General features: G+C 62.6%; 15 protein-coding genes. 4 read left to right on the plus strand and 11 right to left on the minus strand.

Annotated features, from left to right (window positions below):
* Positions 1–180: 180 nt before the first annotated feature.
* The 5 genes from BUQ73_RS14215 to BUQ73_RS14235 form a co-directional block, all read right to left on the minus strand.
* The gene (locus BUQ73_RS14215) at positions 181–1,431 is read right to left on the minus strand and encodes an MFS transporter (protein WP_079228499.1); all 1,251 of its coding nucleotides are present in this window, start codon (positions 1,429–1,431) and stop codon (positions 181–183) included.
* Between the two features lie 30 nt (positions 1,432–1,461).
* Positions 1,462–2,814 carry an outer membrane beta-barrel protein gene (locus BUQ73_RS14220; RefSeq protein WP_079228500.1) on the minus strand — a complete coding sequence of 451 codons (1,353 nt, stop codon included), beginning with the start codon at positions 2,812–2,814 and terminating at the stop codon, positions 1,462–1,464.
* 65 nt (positions 2,815–2,879) lie between these two features.
* Positions 2,880–4,508, minus strand: a complete 1,629-nt coding sequence (locus BUQ73_RS14225; RefSeq protein WP_079228501.1) for a bifunctional 3-(3-hydroxy-phenyl)propionate/3-hydroxycinnamic acid hydroxylase — start codon at positions 4,506–4,508, stop codon at positions 2,880–2,882.
* Between the two features lie 100 nt (positions 4,509–4,608).
* Positions 4,609–5,529, minus strand: a complete 921-nt coding sequence (locus BUQ73_RS14230) for a VOC family protein (protein ID WP_079228502.1) — start codon at positions 5,527–5,529, stop codon at positions 4,609–4,611.
* A 78-nt stretch (positions 5,530–5,607) separates the two neighbouring features.
* On the minus strand, positions 5,608–6,441 hold the full coding sequence (locus BUQ73_RS14235) for a fumarylacetoacetate hydrolase family protein (RefSeq protein WP_079228503.1): 834 nt from the start codon (positions 6,439–6,441) through the stop codon (positions 5,608–5,610).
* Positions 6,442–6,612: 171 nt separating this feature from the next.
* Here BUQ73_RS14235 and BUQ73_RS14240 point away from each other — a divergent pair, with 171 nt between their 5' ends.
* Entirely contained in the window at positions 6,613–7,317 is a 705-nt protein-coding gene (locus tag BUQ73_RS14240; RefSeq protein ID WP_237772702.1) for a GntR family transcriptional regulator, read from the plus strand.
* Positions 7,318–7,333: 16 nt separating this feature from the next.
* On the opposite strand, the gene BUQ73_RS14245 is transcribed toward BUQ73_RS14240, so the two are convergent.
* The 4 genes from BUQ73_RS14245 to BUQ73_RS14260 are packed head-to-tail and all read right to left on the minus strand — an operon-like array spanning position 7,334 to position 13,708.
* The gene (locus BUQ73_RS14245; RefSeq protein ID WP_079228504.1) at positions 7,334–7,975 is read right to left on the minus strand and encodes a TetR family transcriptional regulator; all 642 of its coding nucleotides are present in this window, start codon (positions 7,973–7,975) and stop codon (positions 7,334–7,336) included.
* 40 nt (positions 7,976–8,015) lie between these two features.
* Positions 8,016–9,404, minus strand: a complete 1,389-nt coding sequence (locus BUQ73_RS14250) for an efflux transporter outer membrane subunit (protein WP_079228505.1) — start codon at positions 9,402–9,404, stop codon at positions 8,016–8,018.
* Positions 9,401–12,541: an efflux RND transporter permease subunit gene (locus BUQ73_RS14255; protein WP_079228506.1), complete on the minus strand. Its 3,141-nt coding sequence runs from the start codon at positions 12,539–12,541 to the stop codon at positions 9,401–9,403. The genes BUQ73_RS14250 and BUQ73_RS14255 overlap by 4 nt, the downstream gene beginning before the upstream one ends.
* A gap of 39 nt (positions 12,542–12,580) precedes the next feature.
* On the minus strand, positions 12,581–13,708 hold the full coding sequence (locus BUQ73_RS14260; protein ID WP_079228507.1) for an efflux RND transporter periplasmic adaptor subunit: 1,128 nt from the start codon (positions 13,706–13,708) through the stop codon (positions 12,581–12,583).
* 222 nt (positions 13,709–13,930) lie between these two features.
* Between BUQ73_RS14260 and BUQ73_RS14265 the strand changes: the two genes are divergently transcribed.
* Positions 13,931–14,695, plus strand: coding sequence for an IclR family transcriptional regulator (locus BUQ73_RS14265; RefSeq protein ID WP_079228508.1), 765 nt, complete (start codon positions 13,931–13,933; stop codon positions 14,693–14,695).
* Here the strand turns inward: BUQ73_RS14265 and BUQ73_RS14270 are convergent.
* On the minus strand, positions 14,692–15,576 hold the full coding sequence (locus BUQ73_RS14270; protein WP_079228509.1) for a LysR substrate-binding domain-containing protein: 885 nt from the start codon (positions 15,574–15,576) through the stop codon (positions 14,692–14,694). The genes BUQ73_RS14265 and BUQ73_RS14270 overlap by 4 nt on opposite strands.
* Before the next feature lie 110 nt (positions 15,577–15,686).
* Here BUQ73_RS14270 and BUQ73_RS14275 point away from each other — a divergent pair, with 110 nt between their 5' ends.
* A complete protein-coding gene (locus BUQ73_RS14275) occupies positions 15,687–16,262 on the plus strand; it encodes a nuclear transport factor 2 family protein (RefSeq protein ID WP_079228510.1) in 576 nt (191 codons plus the stop codon).
* A 48-nt stretch (positions 16,263–16,310) separates the two neighbouring features.
* Positions 16,311–17,189 carry an alpha/beta hydrolase gene (locus tag BUQ73_RS14280; protein WP_079228511.1) on the plus strand — a complete coding sequence of 293 codons (879 nt, stop codon included), beginning with the start codon at positions 16,311–16,313 and terminating at the stop codon, positions 17,187–17,189.
* 57 nt (positions 17,190–17,246) lie between these two features.
* On the opposite strand, the gene BUQ73_RS14285 is transcribed toward BUQ73_RS14280, so the two are convergent.
* Positions 17,247–18,608: an outer membrane beta-barrel protein gene (locus BUQ73_RS14285; protein ID WP_079228512.1), complete on the minus strand. Its 1,362-nt coding sequence runs from the start codon at positions 18,606–18,608 to the stop codon at positions 17,247–17,249.
* Positions 18,609–18,610 lie beyond the last annotated feature (2 nt).

Consider the following 18,610-nt stretch of genomic DNA (forward strand, 5'->3'; position numbering starts at 1 on the left):
AAGTTCGGACGGCGTCGGCTTGTAACCGACGCCGCCGAGCTCCGCGTGGGGGAAACGGCGCCACAGGGCACGGGTAGTGCCTGCGACGGCATGCGCATCCTGCGCATGACGACAACCCAGCCCGGTGATGAGCCTGACGGGATCATGCCGGCCTCCGGCCGGCAAATACTTGCAACTACCTCAGGCGGCATCACCCGTCTGGCTGTCAGCCGCAGCGCGACGTACCGGGGCGGTTTCACCCAGCGCACTGGCGACCAGCAGGCCGAGTATCGCCCCGCCCAGCGCCAGATAAAGGGTGTACTGGATGCCATGGTGCTGGGCGATGAATCCGGCCAGGGCCGGTGCCACGCCGCCGCCGAACACCTCACCTATTCCTACGACCAGGCCGGTGGCGGTAGACACCAGTGGCAATGGTACCGACTCGCTGGTGATCGGCCCGACGGTCATGCAGATCATGCTGAAGTTGAAAAAGGTGGTCAGGAACAGCAGCACGAAAAGGGTCAACGGTTCTGCGCCAGTGCGCACCAGCAAGGCGATACACAGGCCGGTGGCGATGAAACTGCCCAACACCACGGGCTTGCGCCCAACCCTGTCGGACAGGCCAGGCAGCAGCAACTGGCCAATGAACCCGCCCAGGCCGATGGCGGACATGACGAAGCCCATCTGCTGCAAGGACAGGTGCAGGTAGTCGGTCAGGTAGTTGGGCATCATCACACTGAGCACGAACAGGCTGGTGAGCATGCAGAACATGCCCAGGATGTTCAGAGGCACGTTGCGGTAGCGCAGCGCATCCAGCCAGCGGCCCTGAGCCTGGTCTTGCAGCTGGGCAGTCGCGGCCACTGGACGGGTTTCCCGCAAGTGGCGGAACATCAACCAGGCCAGAAGGAAGCCCGGTAGCGAAACCACCACGAATACCCAGCGCCAGGAAGGCAGAATCAACAGCAGCTGGGTCGCGAGGATCGGCGCCAGCCCGAGCCCGAGTATCGGGAAGAACGCCTGCTGGATACCGATGTTCAACCCGCGCCGGGCCGGGTGCGATGATTCTGCGGTGGTGGCGATGGCGGTCGGGGTGAACGCCCCTTCGCTAACCCCCATCACCGCGCGGATCAGCAGCAGCGCGGCGATGCCATTGGCCAGCCCGGAAAGGCCGGCCAGCAGGGAAAACAGCAGCACTGCGGGGATCAGCACCTTGCGCCGGCCAATGCGGTCGGACAGCCGCCCCATGTAGATCGATGAAATGCCCCAGGCGATGGCCAACACTGCCGAGATATTGCCCAGGTCCTGATAATCCAGCTTCAAGTCGGCCATCATCACCGGGAAGAGCGGCAAGATGATGAAGCGATCCAGGCCCACCAGGCCGAAGCCCAGGGCGAGCATGGCGACGGCGGCGTACTCGTAACGCGCATTCCATTTCTTGTCATTGTCGTGCATGGCAGGGGTACTCGTGGCTGTGGCGGGCGGTCAGAAGTAGAACAGCGCTTCGATCATGGTGGTCAGTTGTGTGCGGTCGCGGCCATTACCGTAGGGGCGGTCACGGTCACGGGCGTCGAACCAGTCGTAACGCAGTTCCGGACGCAACGAGAGGTTGCTGCTGACGTCCCAGCGCAGCCCGGTGGTAAGCGCATTGAAGTCACCGCGGCTGGTACTGGTGGGAAACAGGATGAAACCGTCCGGGTCGCTGAAATGCTCACCGCGCACCGAAAACGACAGGTCTGGGCGGTACTGATAGGTCACCACGGCGTTCGCCCCCCACCAGTGAGCCCCGTCGAAGCCCGGCCCGGTCACCACGTCCACGGTCGTGGGCTTGCCATCACCCGCCTGACGGCCATACACCAGCTCGGCGCCCAGCGACCAATGCTCGTCGAACCTGTGCCAGCCATTGAGCGAGTGCTGCTGCTTGAGCTGGCCGCTGTCGGCGATCAAGCGCGAGGTCGGGGCCTGCACATCGCTGACACTGTCGTTCTGTTCATCGCCGACGATGAATTCATAGTCCAGCCAGGTGTCCATGTCCGGCGTGCGCCAGCGCAGTGCGCCGTTCAACGACTTGCCGTCATTGTTGTCGCGCAGGTTGTTCCAGCCCTGCACCACGCCCAGTTCCAGGCCGAGAATGCCAGGGTTGCCGTCAAGCAACCGGGTGCCAACCAGTACACCGGAAACCGTTCCCGGCTCGCTGACGAACGCATAGGTCTTGCTGGCGAAGGGGTTGCGGGCCTGGCGAATGTTCGGCGGGATCTCATAGCCCAATGCCGGCCCGAACACCCCGGCCATGAAGTTCAAGCCCGGCCCATAGGGCACGTAGGCCATGGCGGCGATGTTGGGGATGGCCAAGAAGCGCTGCTTGTCCCGCTGCGCCTTGTCGTTGTCCTCCTCGTTCATGTTCCAGTGCATGTCCCAGCCAAAGGTTCGAGCGAACTGTGCGTTACGCCCGTAGTTGGCCTCGAAGGTGAAACCGAAGGCGAACGCTTCAGGCTTGGGGCCCGGCAGCGGGGTGATACGCGGCACGAAGGTGCCCTTCAAGGCCTTGTCGACGAACAGGTGCAGGCTGCCCCACTCCAGCCCCTCGTCAGACATGCCGGTGAGCGGCAGGTTGCTCAGGCCATCGTCGCGTTCGTCATGGGTTGAGCGGTTGTTGCGCACGTAAGCGATGTCCAGCAGGTTGGATACGGTGATGCCATAGTCACGTTCCAGGGTGCCCCCGAAAAACGTCTTGAATAACTTGCCCTCACCCGGGGCTGGTGCCTCGGCAGCATGGCCTTCCACGATCGCCAGGGCGGCCAGAACCGCACCAAGCGTTTTCACCTTGATGTTGTGCATCGATCTGTCTCTTGTTGTTGTTTTCAGAACGGAGCCGCAGGGGGTGCCCCTGCGGCGTGGGCGAGCTACACCTGTGTTGCGAGCGGCTGGTTGTGCTGCAGTGTTTCGCCTCGAGCCTGCTGCACACCGAGGTCGCGGCCCAATGCATCCAGCAGTTGCGGCAGTTCGCCCGGTTCGCTCACCCCGCCGTAGACGTAGAAGTCCGGACGCACCAGCACGGCCTGCAACCCGGCCTCGGCGAGGAAGCGGTGATACTTGCCGGACAGGTCACGGGAAGTACCCGGCGTGCCGTCGAGGCTCAGGCGCACGCTTTTCACCTGCAGATGTTCGAGCAGGGCCTGGTGTGCCAGGCTCAAGCCGGCCAATGGATCGTCGCCGATACTCAGCAAATGGAAGCCGCGACCGAACACATCGTCATAACGCTGGGTGCGCCCGTCATGCTCGATCTCGCCATGTACCCCGAGCGAGCCGGCAGGCCCCAATGTGCTGCCGGTAAGCGGATTCTTGTACACCGCACCATCGACCAGGCCCGGGAAAGGTGGCAGCGGCGGCACTTCGCCGGCCAGGAAGGCTGCGTCGCGTTCGGCGGCCTTTTGCGGGTCGGCGACGCAGACCACCTTGCCCATTTCCACCGAGGCATCGATCACTGCGCGGATCTGCGGTTTGCGTTCCAGGGTGTAGCTGTCGAGCAGGGTATCGGCGCATAGACCCTTGAAGACCAGGTCCAGCCGCCACGACAGGTTCCAGGCATCACGAATCCCGGAGCACATCCCCTGCCCCATGAATGGCGGCATCAGATGCGCGGCGTCACCGGCCAGCAGCACACGGCCATGGCGCCATGTGTGGGCGATGCGCGAGCGGAACTGATAGACGGCATGGCGCACGAGAGTCGCTGTATCCGGAGTGACCCACGGCGACAGCAGCTCCCAGACCTTGTCCAGGTTCTGCAGGTCCTCGATGCGCTCATGGGGCAGGCGCATGAACTCCCAGCGGCGATAGCCTGGCCCGCCAGGGACCATGGTGGTCGGCCGCGCCGGGTTGCACCACTGGCCGATGTCTGGCACATCAAGCTCTACGCCTGGTTTGGGTTGCAGGTCGACCACCAGCCAGTCTTCCTCGAAGCCCAGGTCCTGCCAGTCGATGCCGCACTGACGCCGGATCAGGCTGTTGGCGCCATCAGCACCGATGACGTAGCGTGCCTTCACCTGCCGCTGTTCGTCAGGTTGCGCCTGCTCTTCGCGCTGGGTGCGCTGCATGTGCAGTGCGCAACCGTCGGCGTCCTGGCTCAGCGCCAGGACTTCCCAGCCCTGGTGCACCTCGACGTTGCCAATGGCTTTGGCAGTGCGGTCGAGGATGGCCTCCAGGCCAGGTTGGTTGAACAAGTAACCGAAGGGGCCGTCACTGATCGATTCGGCGGACCAGTCGATTTCCACCAGCACCTTCCAGTCGGCGTTGAACCACTGGTAGCAGGCCGAGGGCTGAGAAATTGCTTGCAGTGCCTGTTCCAGCCCCATCATGCGCAAGACACGGCGGATCTCATGGTCGTGGAACACCGCACGCGGCAGTGGATAGAGGGATTGCCAACGCTCGTACACAGCCACGTCATAGCCCATGCGCCCGAGAAGGATGGCGAGGGTCTGCCCGACAGGGCCGTAACCGACGATGGCTACATCATGGATCTTGTTTTCGTTCATCTGTGCTGACCTGAAACCGGGTGGGTTTGGGCAAGCCGCTCCCCTCCTCCCTGCCTGGCAGGAAAGTTCGGGGCCAGTTGCGGCCTGCGTCGCTGAGGCGTTAACCCTTGACGGGTGTGTTGTCCGTCTCGGTGTTGAGGACGAAGTACTCGGGGACATTCGGGCCCCACAAGTACAGCGAGTTTTCTGGCGGGAAATCACCGGCCGGCCATTGGCTGCCTGCGTCTATGAAGTCCATGTCTGCCGAGTACTCGCAGAACGATCCCCAAGGATCACGGACGTAATGGAAGTAGTTGGACCCCAGGCAATGCCGCCCGGTCCCCCAGCCGTCGCGGTAACCTGCATTGGCCATCTGCTCGGCACCGTTGCCCACGTCATCGACGCTGTCGACTTCCCAGGCGGCGTGATGGAAGCCTTTGGCGCTGCTCTTGCAAAAGGCCACCAGATGGTGGTCGCAGCCGTGAGGAGCGTGGGTGAAGGCAATGATGTCCTGGGAATGGTCGGACAGGCGAAGCCCCAGCGCGCGACCATAAAAGTCGACAGCGCGGGCCACGTCGGGGCTGAAAAGCAGCACATGCGAAAGGCGCCGTGGGCGCACCTGCGCCACGGCGTCACGGGTGCCGGCGCCGCGCACGGCCGTTTGGCGCAGTGCGGCCGCATGTTTGCTGTCAGGCATATGCTTGGCGCCTGTTTTTACCTGCAGCAGGTTGCCATCCGGGTCACGGAACCAGAACCCTTCGCCATCCCCTTCCTCAAATCGGGCACCAGCAGCCTCAGCTTGCTCGCGTAAGGCAACATAGTCCTCGGCGAAGCAGTTGAAGGTCAGGTAAGCCAGGCACTTGTTCTGCCCTTGCAACACCCTTGCCCAGCGGTGACCATCGGCGGCGGTCAAATCCAGGCCGCCTTGGGTTTGGCCAACACCCAGGCCGAAGTTGGCGAAAAATGCCTGCGCGTCGGACAGTGAAGGCACGAACAGCGCGTAATGATCGATCGAATGCACACCACGGGTCGTGATAGTCATGATCGCCTCCAGTTTTTGTTCTTTTGTCGAAGCCTCGGAGCGAGAGGCTTCGATCTGGCCGGGAATGCCCGGAATCAATCAGGCTTCGTCGACGACTGGATTGACCAGGGTACCGATGCCTTCGATGGACACTTCAACCACGTCACCTGCTTTCAGGTAGACCTTTGGGTCCATCCCGAAACCAACGCCTGCCGGGGTGCCACTGACGATTACATCACCAGCCTCCAGTGTGACTGCCTCACTGAGCGTGGAGATGATGGTGGCCACGTCGAACAGCATGTCATCGGTGTTGGCCGACTGCACCACCTTGCCATTGACCCTGGTCTGCAGCAGCAGGCCCTTGCCTCCAGCCGGCAGCTCGTCCGCCGTCACCAGGTCCGGGCCGAACGCGCCGGTGTCGTCGAAGTTCTTGCCCACGGTCCATTGCGGCGACTTGAACTGGTACTCGCGCACCGAACCTTCGTTGAACAGCGCGTAACCGGCAACGTGCTGCAACGCCTGCTCCTTGCTGATGTGCCGCCCGCCGCTCTTGAGCACCACCGCCATTTCGCCCTCGTAGTCCAGGGTGTCGGAAATGCGCGGGCGGATCAGCGGTTTATTGTGGGCCGTGAGGCTGCTGTTGAAGCGCGGGAACAGCGTGGGGTAATCCGGCTGGGCGTAAGGCGATTCCTTGGTGTGGTCGGCGTAGTTCAAGCCCACGCAGATGATCTTGCTCGGCCGGCTCATCAGCGGCAGGTAATCCTGTTCGCCAATCTCGACCAGCGCACCCTGCGCCTGGGCACCGTATGCCGTGAGGTCGACACCGCGTGCCAGCAACGATTCCAGCGACTCCTCGCCAAGCACCCGGACACCTTCGGCAGTACGAACGCCCAACACAGGGCGGCCTTGATGGGAGAAACGAACATAACGCATGGAGCACACCTCTTGTTTTGATTCGTAGAAGCCGTCGGCAGAGCGGCATGTTTCAAAGCTAATCCCGATAAAATATGCAGTCAACTAAAAAATATATTTTCTATGAATTATCTATGAATACACCGTCTGTGTATGATCTGCTTCATCAGCCCTCATCCGTGGTACTGCCCCATGAATCAAGCCGAACGCTGGGCTACTCAGCCCGTAGCCTCGGAAAAACGCACCATGGCCTCGCAACTGGAGGCCCGCGTGCGTGAAGACATCATCAATGGCCGCCTGGCACCCGGCAGCCGCCTTCGCCTCAAGGAGCTGGCCGAGCATTACGATGCCGGGGTCATTCCGTTGCGCGAAGCGCTGTCACGGCTGGCCACCAGCGGCTTCGTCGCCTCTGAAGACCAGAAGGGTTTCAGTGTCGGCCGCATCTCGGCAGATGAGTTGCTGGACATCACCAGGACGCGACTGCTGATCGAATGCCAGGCCTTGGCCGAGTCCATTGGCCAGGGCGACCTGGAATGGGAGAGCCAGCTGATCGCCGCCCATCACCGCCTCGATCGCCTGCCTGTTACAGAAGGGCCCGAGCGCCTGATGAAGCCTGAGTGGGAAAACGCCCACGAAGCCTTTCACCAGGCCTTGATCGCCAACTGTCGCTCCCCCTGGCTGCTGCGTCTGTCGCACCTGCTACGCGACCAGACGGCGCGCTACCGCATGCTGTCTGTCCATTACCAGGGCGACACCGAACGTGATGTGCCCCATGAACATCGGGCATTGCTCGAAGCCGCACTGGCACGCGACGTCGACAAGGCATGCGCCTTGCTGGCCAGCCACTATGAGACCACCACGCGCAACGTGCTGGCTCATGAGGCTCTCAAGCGCTGAAACGCCTGCATGGCATTCAACAGGTCAATCGCCCCTCCTGTCCCGCCACCGGCAATGGGCTTAGCAAGGCCAGGACGAAACGCTCCACGTCCTGGCCAATCTGGTGCTGCTCGCCCGGCCCGCACAGCAGCAATGCCTGGCTGAGCGCCCCGAACAGATAGGTGCCGATCACCCTGGCCGTGGCATTGCCGTCGCAACGGGCAGGGTCGCCCGCCCATGCCTGTTCGAGGACCAGGGCAACGTAGCGCTCGATGCGCCGTTGCATACCCTTCAGACGCTGCAGTACACGCTCGCTCACACTTCGCAGCTCGCGCACCTGCAACAGGATGGCCGCGCTTCTTCTCAACTGCGGCTCAAGCAGGGTTCGCTGGATACCCTGGCCGAGCACCCCGGCCATTTCCTGAATGCTCGGCACTGGCTGCAAAAGCGCATTGTCGACAGGCAACTGGTCCCAGGGAAACCAGGTACGGTCTATCACGGCATCGAGCAAATCAGGCTTGCCTTGGAAATGCCAGTAGATCGAACCGCGGGTCAGGCCGGCGACACCGGCGATGTCCTCCAGCCTGGCCACGGCATAGCCGCGGTCGCTGAACACGCGCTCGGCGGCATCGAGCAGCCGCTGACGCGTGCGCTCGACCTCAGTCTTGCAGCGCCTCATCGCTTGACCCTCCGTATCCGTCCGCCGAGATCAGGGCGCATCACTCACGTCCTCCACCCAGCGCCTTGTACAGCGCGATCAGGTTCTGGCTACGCTCCAGGTGGGTGCTTACCAGCTCTTGCTGCGAAGCGAAGAGGTTGCGCTGGGCATCCAGGCTGTTGAGGTAGGTGTCCACGCCCGTCTGGAATCGCTGCTCGGCCAGTGCGTAGCTGCGGCTATTGGCCTTCACCAGCAGCTCCTGGGCCGTGGCCTGCTTGCCCAGTTCGTCGCGCGCGACCAGGCCGTCGGACACCTCCTGGAATGCCACCTGGATGGCCTTCTGGTAGTTGGCAACCTCGATCGAGGACTGCACCTTGGCTACGTCGAGATTGGCCTGGTTGCGGCCCCAGTTGAAAATCGGCACATTGATCGACGGCACGAAACTCCAAGCCCCCTGCCCGCCCGAAAACAGATCGCCCAGTTGCCTGCTGGCCGAGCCCGCCGAAGCGGTCAGGCTGATGCTCGGGAAGAATGCTGCACGGGCGGCGCCGATGTTTGCATTGGCGGCCTTGAGCGCGTGTTCGGCAGCGAGTATGTCCGGGCGCTGGGTCAGTATCTGCGATGGCAGCCCTGCAGGCAGGGCCTCGCCCAGCTCTAACGCCTCAGGCCCGACCGCGGCCATTCGCTCGGGGGCCAGCGGCTTGCCCACCAGCAGCACCAGCGCATTGCGGTCCTGCTCCATCAGCCGCTGGTACTTGGCCTGGCTGGCCTGGGCCAAGCGCACGGTGCTTTGCGCCTGGCTCAGGTCCAGCTCTGTGGCAACGTCCTCCTCGTAGCTGCTACGAGTGGTCAGGTAACTTTGCTGCTGGCTCTCCAGGGTCTGCTTGCTCAACGCCAGCAACTGCATGTCCGCCTGCAACTGGTAGTAGGCGTTTGCAACCTCCGCAACCAGTGCAATCTGGGCACTGCGCTGCGCCTCGACGGTCTGCAAGTAAAGCTCCAGCGCCTGCTCATCAAGGCTGCGCACACGGCCGAAGAAATCCAGCTCGTAGGAAGCGAAGCCAACACCTGCGTCATACCGGTGGCTGGTGCCCGTGCGTCCGTCGCTGGACACGTCCGCTGGCGTGCGCTGGCTGCTGCCGGACACCGTGGCATTGATCGACGGCAACAAGTCGGCACGCCGTATACGGTACTGCGCCTGGGCCTTCTCGATATTGAGCAGCGACACGCGCAGGTCGCGGTTGTGCGCCAGCGCGTCTGCGATCAGGGCCTTGAGCTGCGGGTCTTCGAAGAACGTCCTCCACGGCAGGAGCGGCTGCGTACTTGCCTGCGCGTCAACCCAGTCATTGGCCACTGGCGCTACTGGCCGGTGGTATTGCGGGATCAGCGAGCAACCGCTGACCAGGCTCACGGCCAGTGCCAGGGCGGTCTTCAGTTTGCCGTGTCTCATGCGCGCTCTCCTTGAGCCTCGGTATTGGCCTGCTGCGCCTTGCGGCTGAACAGGCGGGTGATGACCAGGAAGAACAACGGCACGAAGAACACCGCCAGGAAGGTCGCGGTGAGCATGCCACCGACCACGCCGGTACCGATGGAGTGCTGGCTGCCCGACCCAGGCCCGCTGGAGATTGCCAGCGGCAGCACGCCGAGGACAAAGGCCAAAGACGTCATGATGATCGGGCGCAGCCGCTGGCGCGCCGCCTCCGCTGCCGCCTGCATCAGGGGCATGCCCTGCTCGTGCAACGCCTTGGCGAACTCGACGATCAGGATGGCGTTCTTCGCCGACAAGCCCACGGTGGTCAGTAAGCCAACCTGGAAGAACACGTCGTTGGCCAGGCCACGCCCAAGGGTGGCCAGCACCGCACCGATCACCCCCAGCGGCACCACCAGGATGACGGCCAGCGGCACCGACCAGCTCTCGTAGAGTGCGGCCAGGCACAGGAACACGATCAGCACCGAGATCGCATAAAGCGCTGGCGCCTGCGAGCCGGACAGACGTTCTTCATAGGAAATACCGGTGTACTGCAGGCCAACTCCCTCGGGCAGCTTGGCGATGATGCGCGCAACGGCCTGCATGGCATCCCCCGAGCTGTAGCCCGGCGCAGGCTCACCCTGAATCTCCACCGCCGGCACACCATTGAAGCGCTCAAGCTTTGGCGAACCGTAGGTCCAGTAACCGTGGGCAAAGGAAGAGAACTTGACCATTTCTCCCTTCGCATTGCGCACGTACCACTTGCTGAAATCTTCAGGCGATATCCGCGAGCTGATTTCGCCCTGCACGTACACTTTCTTGACCCGCCCGCGATCGATGAAGTCGTTGATATACGATGCCCCCCATGCGCTGCTCATCGTGTTGTTGATGTCGCTGATGCTCACCTGCAGCGCACGGGCCTTTTCTTTATCGATGACAATCTGATACTGCGGCTCATCGTTCATGCCATTGGGGCGGACGTTGGCCAGCACCGGGTCGGCCGCAGCCAACTGCAGAAACTGGTCGCGGGCGGCAATCAACTTCTCATGCCCCAGGCCCACACGGTCCTGCAGATAGAAATCGAAGCCCATGGCATTGCCCAGTTCCAGGATCGCCGGCGGGACAATGGCGATCACGGTGCCATCCTTGATCTGCGAGGTTCGCGCCTGCAGGCGCTGGGCCAGTGCAAAAATGGTGGTGTCATCGGTGCCCACGCGTTCCTCCCACGGTTTGAGCCCGATGAACAGCATTCCCGAACTTTGGCCCCGGCCGGCGAAGTTGAAGCCGTTCACCGTGTACGCGGAGTCGATCAGCCCACCTTCTTCCTCAAGCAGGTAGTCACGGACCTCGTTGAGCACCACTTGCGTGCGTGCAGCACTGGTGTTGGTCGGCATCTGGACCTGAACGAACATCGTGCCCTGGTCCTCACCGGGCAAAAATGCCGTCGGGATCTTGGGGAACAACCAGCCGAGCGCCACCACGATCAGCGCGTAAACGCCCAGGAACAACGCCTTGCGCTTGGCAATGCCCACCACACCAGCCTTGTAGCGATCGGCGCTGCGGTCGAAGGTCCGGTTGAACCAGCCGAAGAACCCCTTCTTCTCATGATGATCATGGCCGATGGGCTTGAGCAATGTCGCGCACAGCGCCGGGGTGAAGATCATGGCCACCACCACCGACAACGCCATGGCCGAAACGATGGTGATGGAAAACTGGCGGTAGATGATGCCGGTGGCACCACCAAAGAACGCCATCGGGACGAACACCGCCGACAGCACCATGGCGATACCTACCAGCGCACCCTGGATCTGCCCCATCGATTTGCGGGTGGCCTCCTTGGGCGAAAGTCTGTCTTCCACCATCACCCGTTCGACGTTCTCCACCACCACGATGGCGTCATCCACCAACAGGCCGATAGCCAGCACCATGCCGAACATGGTGAGGATATTGATGGTGAAGCCGAACGCCGCCAGTACCCCGAAAGTGCCCAGCAGCACCACGGGTACGGCCAGCGTTGGGATCAGCGTCGCACGCAGGTTCTGCATGAACAGGTACATCACCAGGAACACCAGCACGATGCCTTCGAACAGGGTCTTCACCACTTCGTGTATGGAGGCACCGACCGCAGGCGAAGTGTCGTAGGGGTAGACCACCTTCAAGCCCGCAGGCAGGAAGGGCTCAAGCTCACCCACTGTGTCACGCACCCGCTGCACGGTATCCAGCAGGTTGGCACCGCTGGCCAGGCGCAGCGCGATGGCAGCAGCAGGCTTGCCGTTGTAGGTGCCGGAAATGGAAAAGTCTTCAGCCCCCAGTGCCACCGTAGCGACATCCTTGAGGCGTACTTGCGAGCCGTCCGGATTGACCTTGAGCAGGATGTCGAGAAACTGGTCGGCACTGGTCATGCGGGTCATGCCCAACACCGTGGCGTTGAGTTGCACACCTTTATGCGTCGGCAAGCCACCAAGGGCACCGGAGGAGACCTGGACGTTCTCCGACTTCACCGCCTCGATGACATCCTGAGGCGTCAGTTGGTAACCGAGCAGTTTCTGCGGGTCCATCCAGATACGCATCGCATACTGCGCCGCCAGCATCTGGAAGTCGCCCACGCCTTTCACGCGGGTAATCGGGTCCTTGAGGTTGGACGCGATGTAGTTGCCGATGTCGAAATCATCCATCTTGCCGTCTTCGGAATACAGCCCGACGATCAGCATGAAGTTGATCTGGTACTTGGCGACCCGCAGCCCTTGGCGCTGCACTTCTTCAGGCAGCAATGGGGTGGCCAGCTGCAGCTTGTTCTGCACCTGCACCTGGGCGATGTCCGGGTCGGTACCCTGGTCGAAGGTGACGATGATGGTCATGCTGCCATCGCTGTTGCTCTCCGACGAGATATAGCGAAGGCCGTCGAGGTTGTTCAGCTGTTGCTCGATCACTTGCACCACGGTGTCCTGCACGGTCTGTGCCGAAGCACCGGGGTAGGTGACGGTGATACTCACCGCCGGGGCGGCGATGTTGGGGTATTGGTTGACCGGCAGCTTGAGGATGCTGAAGCTGCCCGCGAGCATGATCACGATAGCGATCACCCAGGCGAAGATCGGCCGGTTGATGAAAAACGATGCCATTTGTATGTACCGGAAAGAGGCGGCTATGCCGGGGCAGTTCTATTGCTGCGAGCTTGCCAGGGATTGCAGAGGCGCGACGTTGCTGGCGGCCACAGGCTCGAGCACGATGCCTGGGCGAACACGCTGGACGCCTTCGGTGACGACCCGCTCGCCGGCACGCAGGCCAGACTCCACGAGCCATTGGTTGCCAACCGTGCGTGTGGTGCGAATGTGCCGAAGCTCGGCCTTGTCGCCCTCGCCCACGATCCACGCGGTAGCCTCGCCTTTAAGGTCACGTGTCACGCCTTGTTGCGGCACCAGGACCGCCTTGTGGCGTACCCCTTCGGCCAGCGCGCCATGGACGAACATCCCAGGCATCAGGATGCCGTCCGGATTGGGAAACTGCGCCCGTAGCGTCACCGCGCCCGTACTGGGGTCAACCGTCACCTCGGAGAACTTCAGCGCCCCGGGGTGGGCGTAGGGCGTACCGTCTTCCAACGTCAGGTCGACCTTCACCTCGCCTGGTCCCACCATGGCCAGGTGCCCGGCGTCCAGCTCGCGGCGCAGCCGCAACAGGTCGGTGGAGGCTTGGGTGACGTCCACGTAGATCGGGTCCAGCTGGTTGATGGTGGCCAGTTCCTGACTCTGCTGGGCACTGACCAGGGCACCTTCGGTGACGTTCGAGCGGCTGATGCGGCCGTTGATCGGCGACAGCACACGGGTGTACTCCAGGTTGATGTGCGCGGTCTTCAGTTCGGCTTCGGCCTGCTTCCAGTTGGCCTGGGCATCGTCGAGCTGCTGGCGGCTGATGGCCTTGGTCTCGAGCAGGCGCTGGTAGCGCTGGGCCAGGTTGCGGGCGGTATCGCGGCTGGCCTCGGCCTTGTCGAACGCGGCCTGATACAACGCCGGTTCGATCTGGTACAGCTGTTGCCCTTTTCGAACCACGGCGCCTTCGGTGAACAGGCGCTTCTGCACGATTCCGCTGACCTGCGGACGCACTTCAGCCACCCGGTAGGCCGAGGTTCGCCCAGGCAGGTCGCTGCTGAGCAACACATCCTGCTCCTTGAGCTCGACCACGCCCACTTCGGGGGCCGAGGTATCTATCGTCTGCTGCGGCTTTTCACAAGCGCACAGCACGAGTGTCATCGACAGCAACGCGCCGAAGTTCTGCATGATTCTGATATTCATCGTTTCTCCTTGGGCAAGGCACCGGGGCGGTCACTTGCCCGAGGACACCCTCGGGAAGCAATATTTAACCACCATGCAGTACCGTGTACCGCATTATGATACACACATGTTTTTGAAGAAAACCAGCTTCGAAATATCCAGCCGCTGTCGATGAGGCGATGAACCTGTACACTCGGGCCGGCCGCCAAGGTGCAGCCGGCCCGTCGGTTTTCGAGGAATGAAATGAGCGTTGAGAAAGAAAAGGCAGCAGAAGAGCTGCGCAGTGGTGGCATTCAGGTCATTGCCCGGGCCAGCGCCATCATGCGTGCCCTGGGCGCGCAACCGCAGGGCTTGAGCCTGGCGGCCATCGCCCAGGCCGTCGGCCTGCCACGCTCTACCGTGCAACGCATCATTGCTGCGCTGGAGGTGGAGAAGCTGGTGGAGGCCCTGCCCGGCAGCGGCTATCGCCTGGGGCCGGCCTTGGGCGAGCTGATTCATCAGGCCCATGGCGACATCATTTCCATCGCCAGGCAGTCACTGGAAGAACTTGGCGAAGCGCTTGGCGAGACCGTGGTGCTGTCGTGCATCCGTGGCCAGCAGACCCACGCGATCTTCCGGGTGATTGGTGAAAACGAGCTGCGGGTGGTGATTCCGCTGGGCCGCTCGATGCCCATGCACGCCACGGCGGATGGCAAGGTGTTGCTGTCGACCTTGACGGACGACAGCATCGTGCAGTGGCTGACACCCGCGCCACAAAAACTTACCGCCAATACCCTGGAGCTGCCTGCGTTGCTTGAACAGATCACGAAGATCCGCGGCACAGGCATCGCCCTGGACAACGAGGAGCATACCCCTGGCGTCAGCGCCATCAGCGTTCTGCTTCCGACACTGATGGGGCCTCATGCGGTGTCGGTGGTCGCGCCTACCGCACGCTTCGTCACCCGCAAGGACGAATTCCGCCAGGCCCTTGAAGCCGTGCGCGACGCCATTGGCCAGTCGCGCGCCTAAGCCTGCGCTTGGCGTGCCACCTGCAAAAATGCTCGCACGGCACCGTTCACCTCGTCATTGCGACTGACCAGCAGCAGGTCTGCTTGCTGCTCGATGCCGTCGAGCTGGCGATAAGCGACGCCCGGTATGTTCACCTGCAGCAGCGGTTCCGGCACCAGCGCCACACCCAGGCCGGCGGCCACCAGCGCCAGCAGGCTGAGGGTGCTGCCGGTGCGGTGCACCTTGGGCTCGCGCCCAAGTGCCTGGCGCAAGCCACGCAGCATGTTCTCGTCGGCGCCATGGGCGGCATACACGATCAGTGACGCTTCACCCAGCATGGAAACCTGCAGAGGGTTGGCGTCGACCAGAGGATGGCTGTCGGGCATCGCCACCAGCAACGGCCAGGTCCCGATTCGCTCGAAGCACAGCAAAGCGTCAACGATCTGGCCGCCATGGCTGGGGGCGTAACCGACATCCAGCTCCCCGGCCTGAATCGCTTCAACCTGCTGCTGCGGCGCCAGTTCACGCAGCACCAGTTCGGCCTGCGGATAGGCCGCATGAAACGCTCGCACGGCGACCATCAGCCGCCCGCTGAAAACCGCATTACCGGCAAAGCCGATGCGCACCGTACCCATCTCGCCGCGCATGGCCCGCTGTACCGTCTGCTGGGCATGCGCAGCCTGCGCCAGGGTGCGCTGCGCTTCTGCGCAAAACAGCGTGCCGGCCTCCGTCAACTCGACCCGGCGGCTGGTGCGCACGAACAGCGGGCCACCGAGTTCCTCCTCCAGTGCCCGTATCTGCATGCTCAACGCCGACTGCACGATATGCAGGCGCTTGGCCGCACGGCCAAAATGCGCCTCTTCAGCCACGGCCAAGAAATAACGCAGGTGACGCAGCTCCATCTTCAACTCCGTTCATTTTTTATGATCAATCGTTCAGATCAATCTATTTGAGTTTACTTCAGAACGGGAAGAAGCTTGGGCTGATTGTCTATCCCCATGAGTACTGCACCATGAACAGCTACCTGCACGACCGCCTACAGATTACCGACCTCATCACCGGCTGGATCCACCGGGACCTCGGCCAATGGGAGCAACTGGCCACGCTGTTCCACCCCGACGGCGTGATCGAAATCACCTGGTACGAAGGCCCGTTCACAGGGTTCATCGAGGGCTCCCGGCGCATGGGCGCCTCCGACCTGCGCACCAAGCACCTGATCGGTACGCCCGTGGTACAGATCAACGGCGACCGTGCCATCGTCGAGACCAATGCGGTGATCGTCGCCGAAAATGTGCGCCTGGACCTGGGCTGCAGCGTACACAACCGCTTTTATGACCTCGCCGAAAAGCGCGATGGCCAGTGGAAACTGCTCAAACGCCAGAGCATCTATGACATGGGCGGATTCACCTTCCCCTGCGGGCCGGTGGCCATCGATGCGCAGGTGCTGGCGCGCTACCCGCGCGAGTATGCGCCCTTGGCCTACCTGCTGGAGAAAAGCGGTTTCCCGCTGAACCGCACATTCGCCACCCGCGGTAGCAAGCTGGAAAGCGCCATTCGCGAGAACGCACAGGCCTGGCTCGCCGACTGACACCCGATTACAGCGCCACACACAAGAACAACAAGAGGAGCAAAACCGATGTGCAAACAGGAATACGTTTTCCGCGGCCTGGGCGTCTCGCTGTCGGGGCGCGGCCGCGTGCCCGAAATCGAGAGCGTGGAGCCGCTGCCACTGATTGTGGCCATCCATGGCGGCACCTACAGCTCCCGTTACTTCGACGTGCCGGGCCATTCGTTGCTGGACCGGGCACAGGCACAAGGGCTACCCATCTTTGCCATCGACCGCCCGGGTTACGGCATCAGCGCAGCCTACGCCGAGAACGCACCAAGCATCCTCGACAACGCAGAGATCCTCGACTCCGCCATCCAGGACCTTTGGCACAACTACCCACACAACGCCAGCGGTATCGTCCTGATCGGCCATTCCATCGGCGCGGCCATCAGCATCGCCATTGCTGCGCGCCAGCCTTCCTGGCCGCTGCTGGGCATCGCGCTTTCTGGCGTCGGGCTCGACCCGGTACCCGCCTCCAAAGACAAGTGGAACAGTGTGCCTGCGCAACAAGCTCTGGTCAGTGTGCCGCCCCAGGCAATGGATGGCTTTTTCTTCGGGCCGCAGGCCACCTACGACCATACCATCATGCCCCAGGCCAGCCATGCCGCGTGCGCCCCTGCCCCGCGCAGTGAGCTTGTGGACATCGGCATGCAGTGGCCCAGGCAGGTCGGGCGCCTCGCAGCGCAGGTGAAGGTGCCCGTGCATTATCGGCAACCGGAGTTCGAGCAGTTGTGGCCCGTCGATGAAGCTACTGTGCAGCGTTTTGCCCAAGCCTTTGTCAATTGCCCGGCCATGGACGCCGCCCTGTTCCGGGACGCCGGCCATTGCATCGACTTTCACCGCATGGGCGAAGCGTTCCAGTTCCAGCAACTGGCTTTTGCCAGGCGCTGCGCCGCCAGCGCCTGAACTGCGCGAGCAACCTGGCCCTGGCAGTGCGCACTGCCAGGGCTTTTTTCATTGGGTTCAGAAATACAGCAACGCTTCCACCATCGCAGTCAGCTGCGTGCGGTCTCGTCCATTGCCGAATGGGCGGTCATGTTCGCGGGCATCGAACCAGTCATAGCGCAATTCTGGGCGTAGCGAGAGGTGCGTGCTGACGTCGTAGCGAAAACCCGTGGTGATTGCATTGAAGTCCCCGCGCGCAGTGGTTGTGGGGAACAGCGTGAAGCCGTCCGGGTCGCTGAAGTGCTCGCCGCGCACCGAGAAGGACAAGTCCGGCCGCACCTGATAGGTAAGCACCGCATTGGCGCCCCACCAATGCGCACCGTCGAAGCCTGGCCCGGTGACGATGTCGACGGTGCTCGGTTTGCCATCGCCATCCTGGCGGCCGTAAACCAGTTCCGCGCCCATCGACCAGCGCTCGTCAAAGCGGTGCCAGCCGTTCAGCGAATGCTGTTGCCTGAGCTGGCCGTCCGGGGAGATCAGCCGTGATGTCGGCGCTTGCACGTCCTTGACGCTGTGGTTCTCCTGGTTGCCGACCATGAACTCATAGTCGACCCAGGTCTGCATGTCCGCCGTGCGCCAGCGCAGTGCGCCGAACAGCGCTTTGTCGTCATTGTTGTCACGCAGGTTGCTCCAGCCTTGGGCCACGCCCAGTTCCACCCCCAACAGCCCATGCGGGCTGTCAACCAGCCGGCTGCTGATCATGACGCCGCTGACAGTCACCAGGTTGCTGACGAAGGCGTAGGTACGGCTGGCGAAGGGGTTGCGGGCCAGGCGAATATTTGGCGGGATCTCGTAGCCGAAAGCCGGGCCGAAGATACCCGCCATCAGCGTGAACCCGGGTCCGTACGGCAGATAGGCGGTGGCGGCAAGGTTGGGCGTGGAAACGAAGTTCTGCCTGTCCCGCCGGGCTTTTTCAGTGTCATCGTCACCTGGCGAATTGACACCCCAATGCATGTCCCAGCCAAAGGCCCTGGAAAACTGCGCGTTGCGCCCGTACAAGGTCTCGAAAGTGAAACCGAAATCCGCCGTGTCCGGTGCGGGGCCGGGCAAGGGGGTGATGCGCGGAATGAGGTTGGCCTTGAGCGGCTTGTCGACGAACAGATGCAGGCTGCCCAACTCGAAGCCCTCATCAGAGAAACCACTAATGGGCAGGTTGCTCAGCCCGTCGCGGCGCTCATCCTGGGTTGAGCGGTTGTTTCGCGAATAGCCGATGTCGAGCAGGAAAGAGGTGCTGATACCGTAGTCGCGTTGCAGGCTGTCGCCAAACAGGCTGCGGAACATGGTGCCCTCGGCGGGCTCGTCGACCGGCTCGGCATGGCAATCGATAATCGCAAAGGCGGCCAGCACCGCACCCAGCGCTTTCACCCGGATGTTATTCATGG

Source organism: Pseudomonas putida, from assembly GCF_002025705.1.
Lineage (GTDB): Bacteria > Pseudomonadota > Gammaproteobacteria > Pseudomonadales > Pseudomonadaceae > Aquipseudomonas > Aquipseudomonas putida_J.

Coding starts and splice junctions, on each gene's coding strand:
- BUQ73_RS14215 (WP_079228499.1), bottom strand. CDS start 1,431: ATGCACGACAATGACAAGAAATGGAATGCGCGTTACGAGTACGCCGCC.
- BUQ73_RS14220 (WP_079228500.1), bottom strand. CDS start 2,814: ATGCACAACATCAAGGTGAAAACGCTTGGTGCGGTTCTGGCCGCCCTG.
- BUQ73_RS14225 (WP_079228501.1), bottom strand. CDS start 4,508: ATGAACGAAAACAAGATCCATGATGTAGCCATCGTCGGTTACGGCCCT.
- BUQ73_RS14230 (WP_079228502.1), bottom strand. CDS start 5,529: ATGACTATCACGACCCGTGGTGTGCATTCGATCGATCATTACGCGCTG.
- BUQ73_RS14235 (WP_079228503.1), bottom strand. CDS start 6,441: ATGCGTTATGTTCGTTTCTCCCATCAAGGCCGCCCTGTGTTGGGCGTT.
- BUQ73_RS14240 (WP_237772702.1), top strand. CDS start 6,613: ATGAATCAAGCCGAACGCTGGGCTACTCAGCCCGTAGCCTCGGAAAAA.
- BUQ73_RS14245 (WP_079228504.1), bottom strand. CDS start 7,975: ATGAGGCGCTGCAAGACTGAGGTCGAGCGCACGCGTCAGCGGCTGCTC.
- BUQ73_RS14250 (WP_079228505.1), bottom strand. CDS start 9,404: ATGAGACACGGCAAACTGAAGACCGCCCTGGCACTGGCCGTGAGCCTG.
- BUQ73_RS14255 (WP_079228506.1), bottom strand. CDS start 12,541: ATGGCATCGTTTTTCATCAACCGGCCGATCTTCGCCTGGGTGATCGCT.
- BUQ73_RS14260 (WP_079228507.1), bottom strand. CDS start 13,708: ATGAATATCAGAATCATGCAGAACTTCGGCGCGTTGCTGTCGATGACA.
- BUQ73_RS14265 (WP_079228508.1), top strand. CDS start 13,931: ATGAGCGTTGAGAAAGAAAAGGCAGCAGAAGAGCTGCGCAGTGGTGGC.
- BUQ73_RS14270 (WP_079228509.1), bottom strand. CDS start 15,576: ATGGAGCTGCGTCACCTGCGTTATTTCTTGGCCGTGGCTGAAGAGGCG.
- BUQ73_RS14275 (WP_079228510.1), top strand. CDS start 15,687: ATGAACAGCTACCTGCACGACCGCCTACAGATTACCGACCTCATCACC.
- BUQ73_RS14280 (WP_079228511.1), top strand. CDS start 16,311: ATGTGCAAACAGGAATACGTTTTCCGCGGCCTGGGCGTCTCGCTGTCG.
- BUQ73_RS14285 (WP_079228512.1), bottom strand. CDS start 18,608: ATGAATAACATCCGGGTGAAAGCGCTGGGTGCGGTGCTGGCCGCCTTT.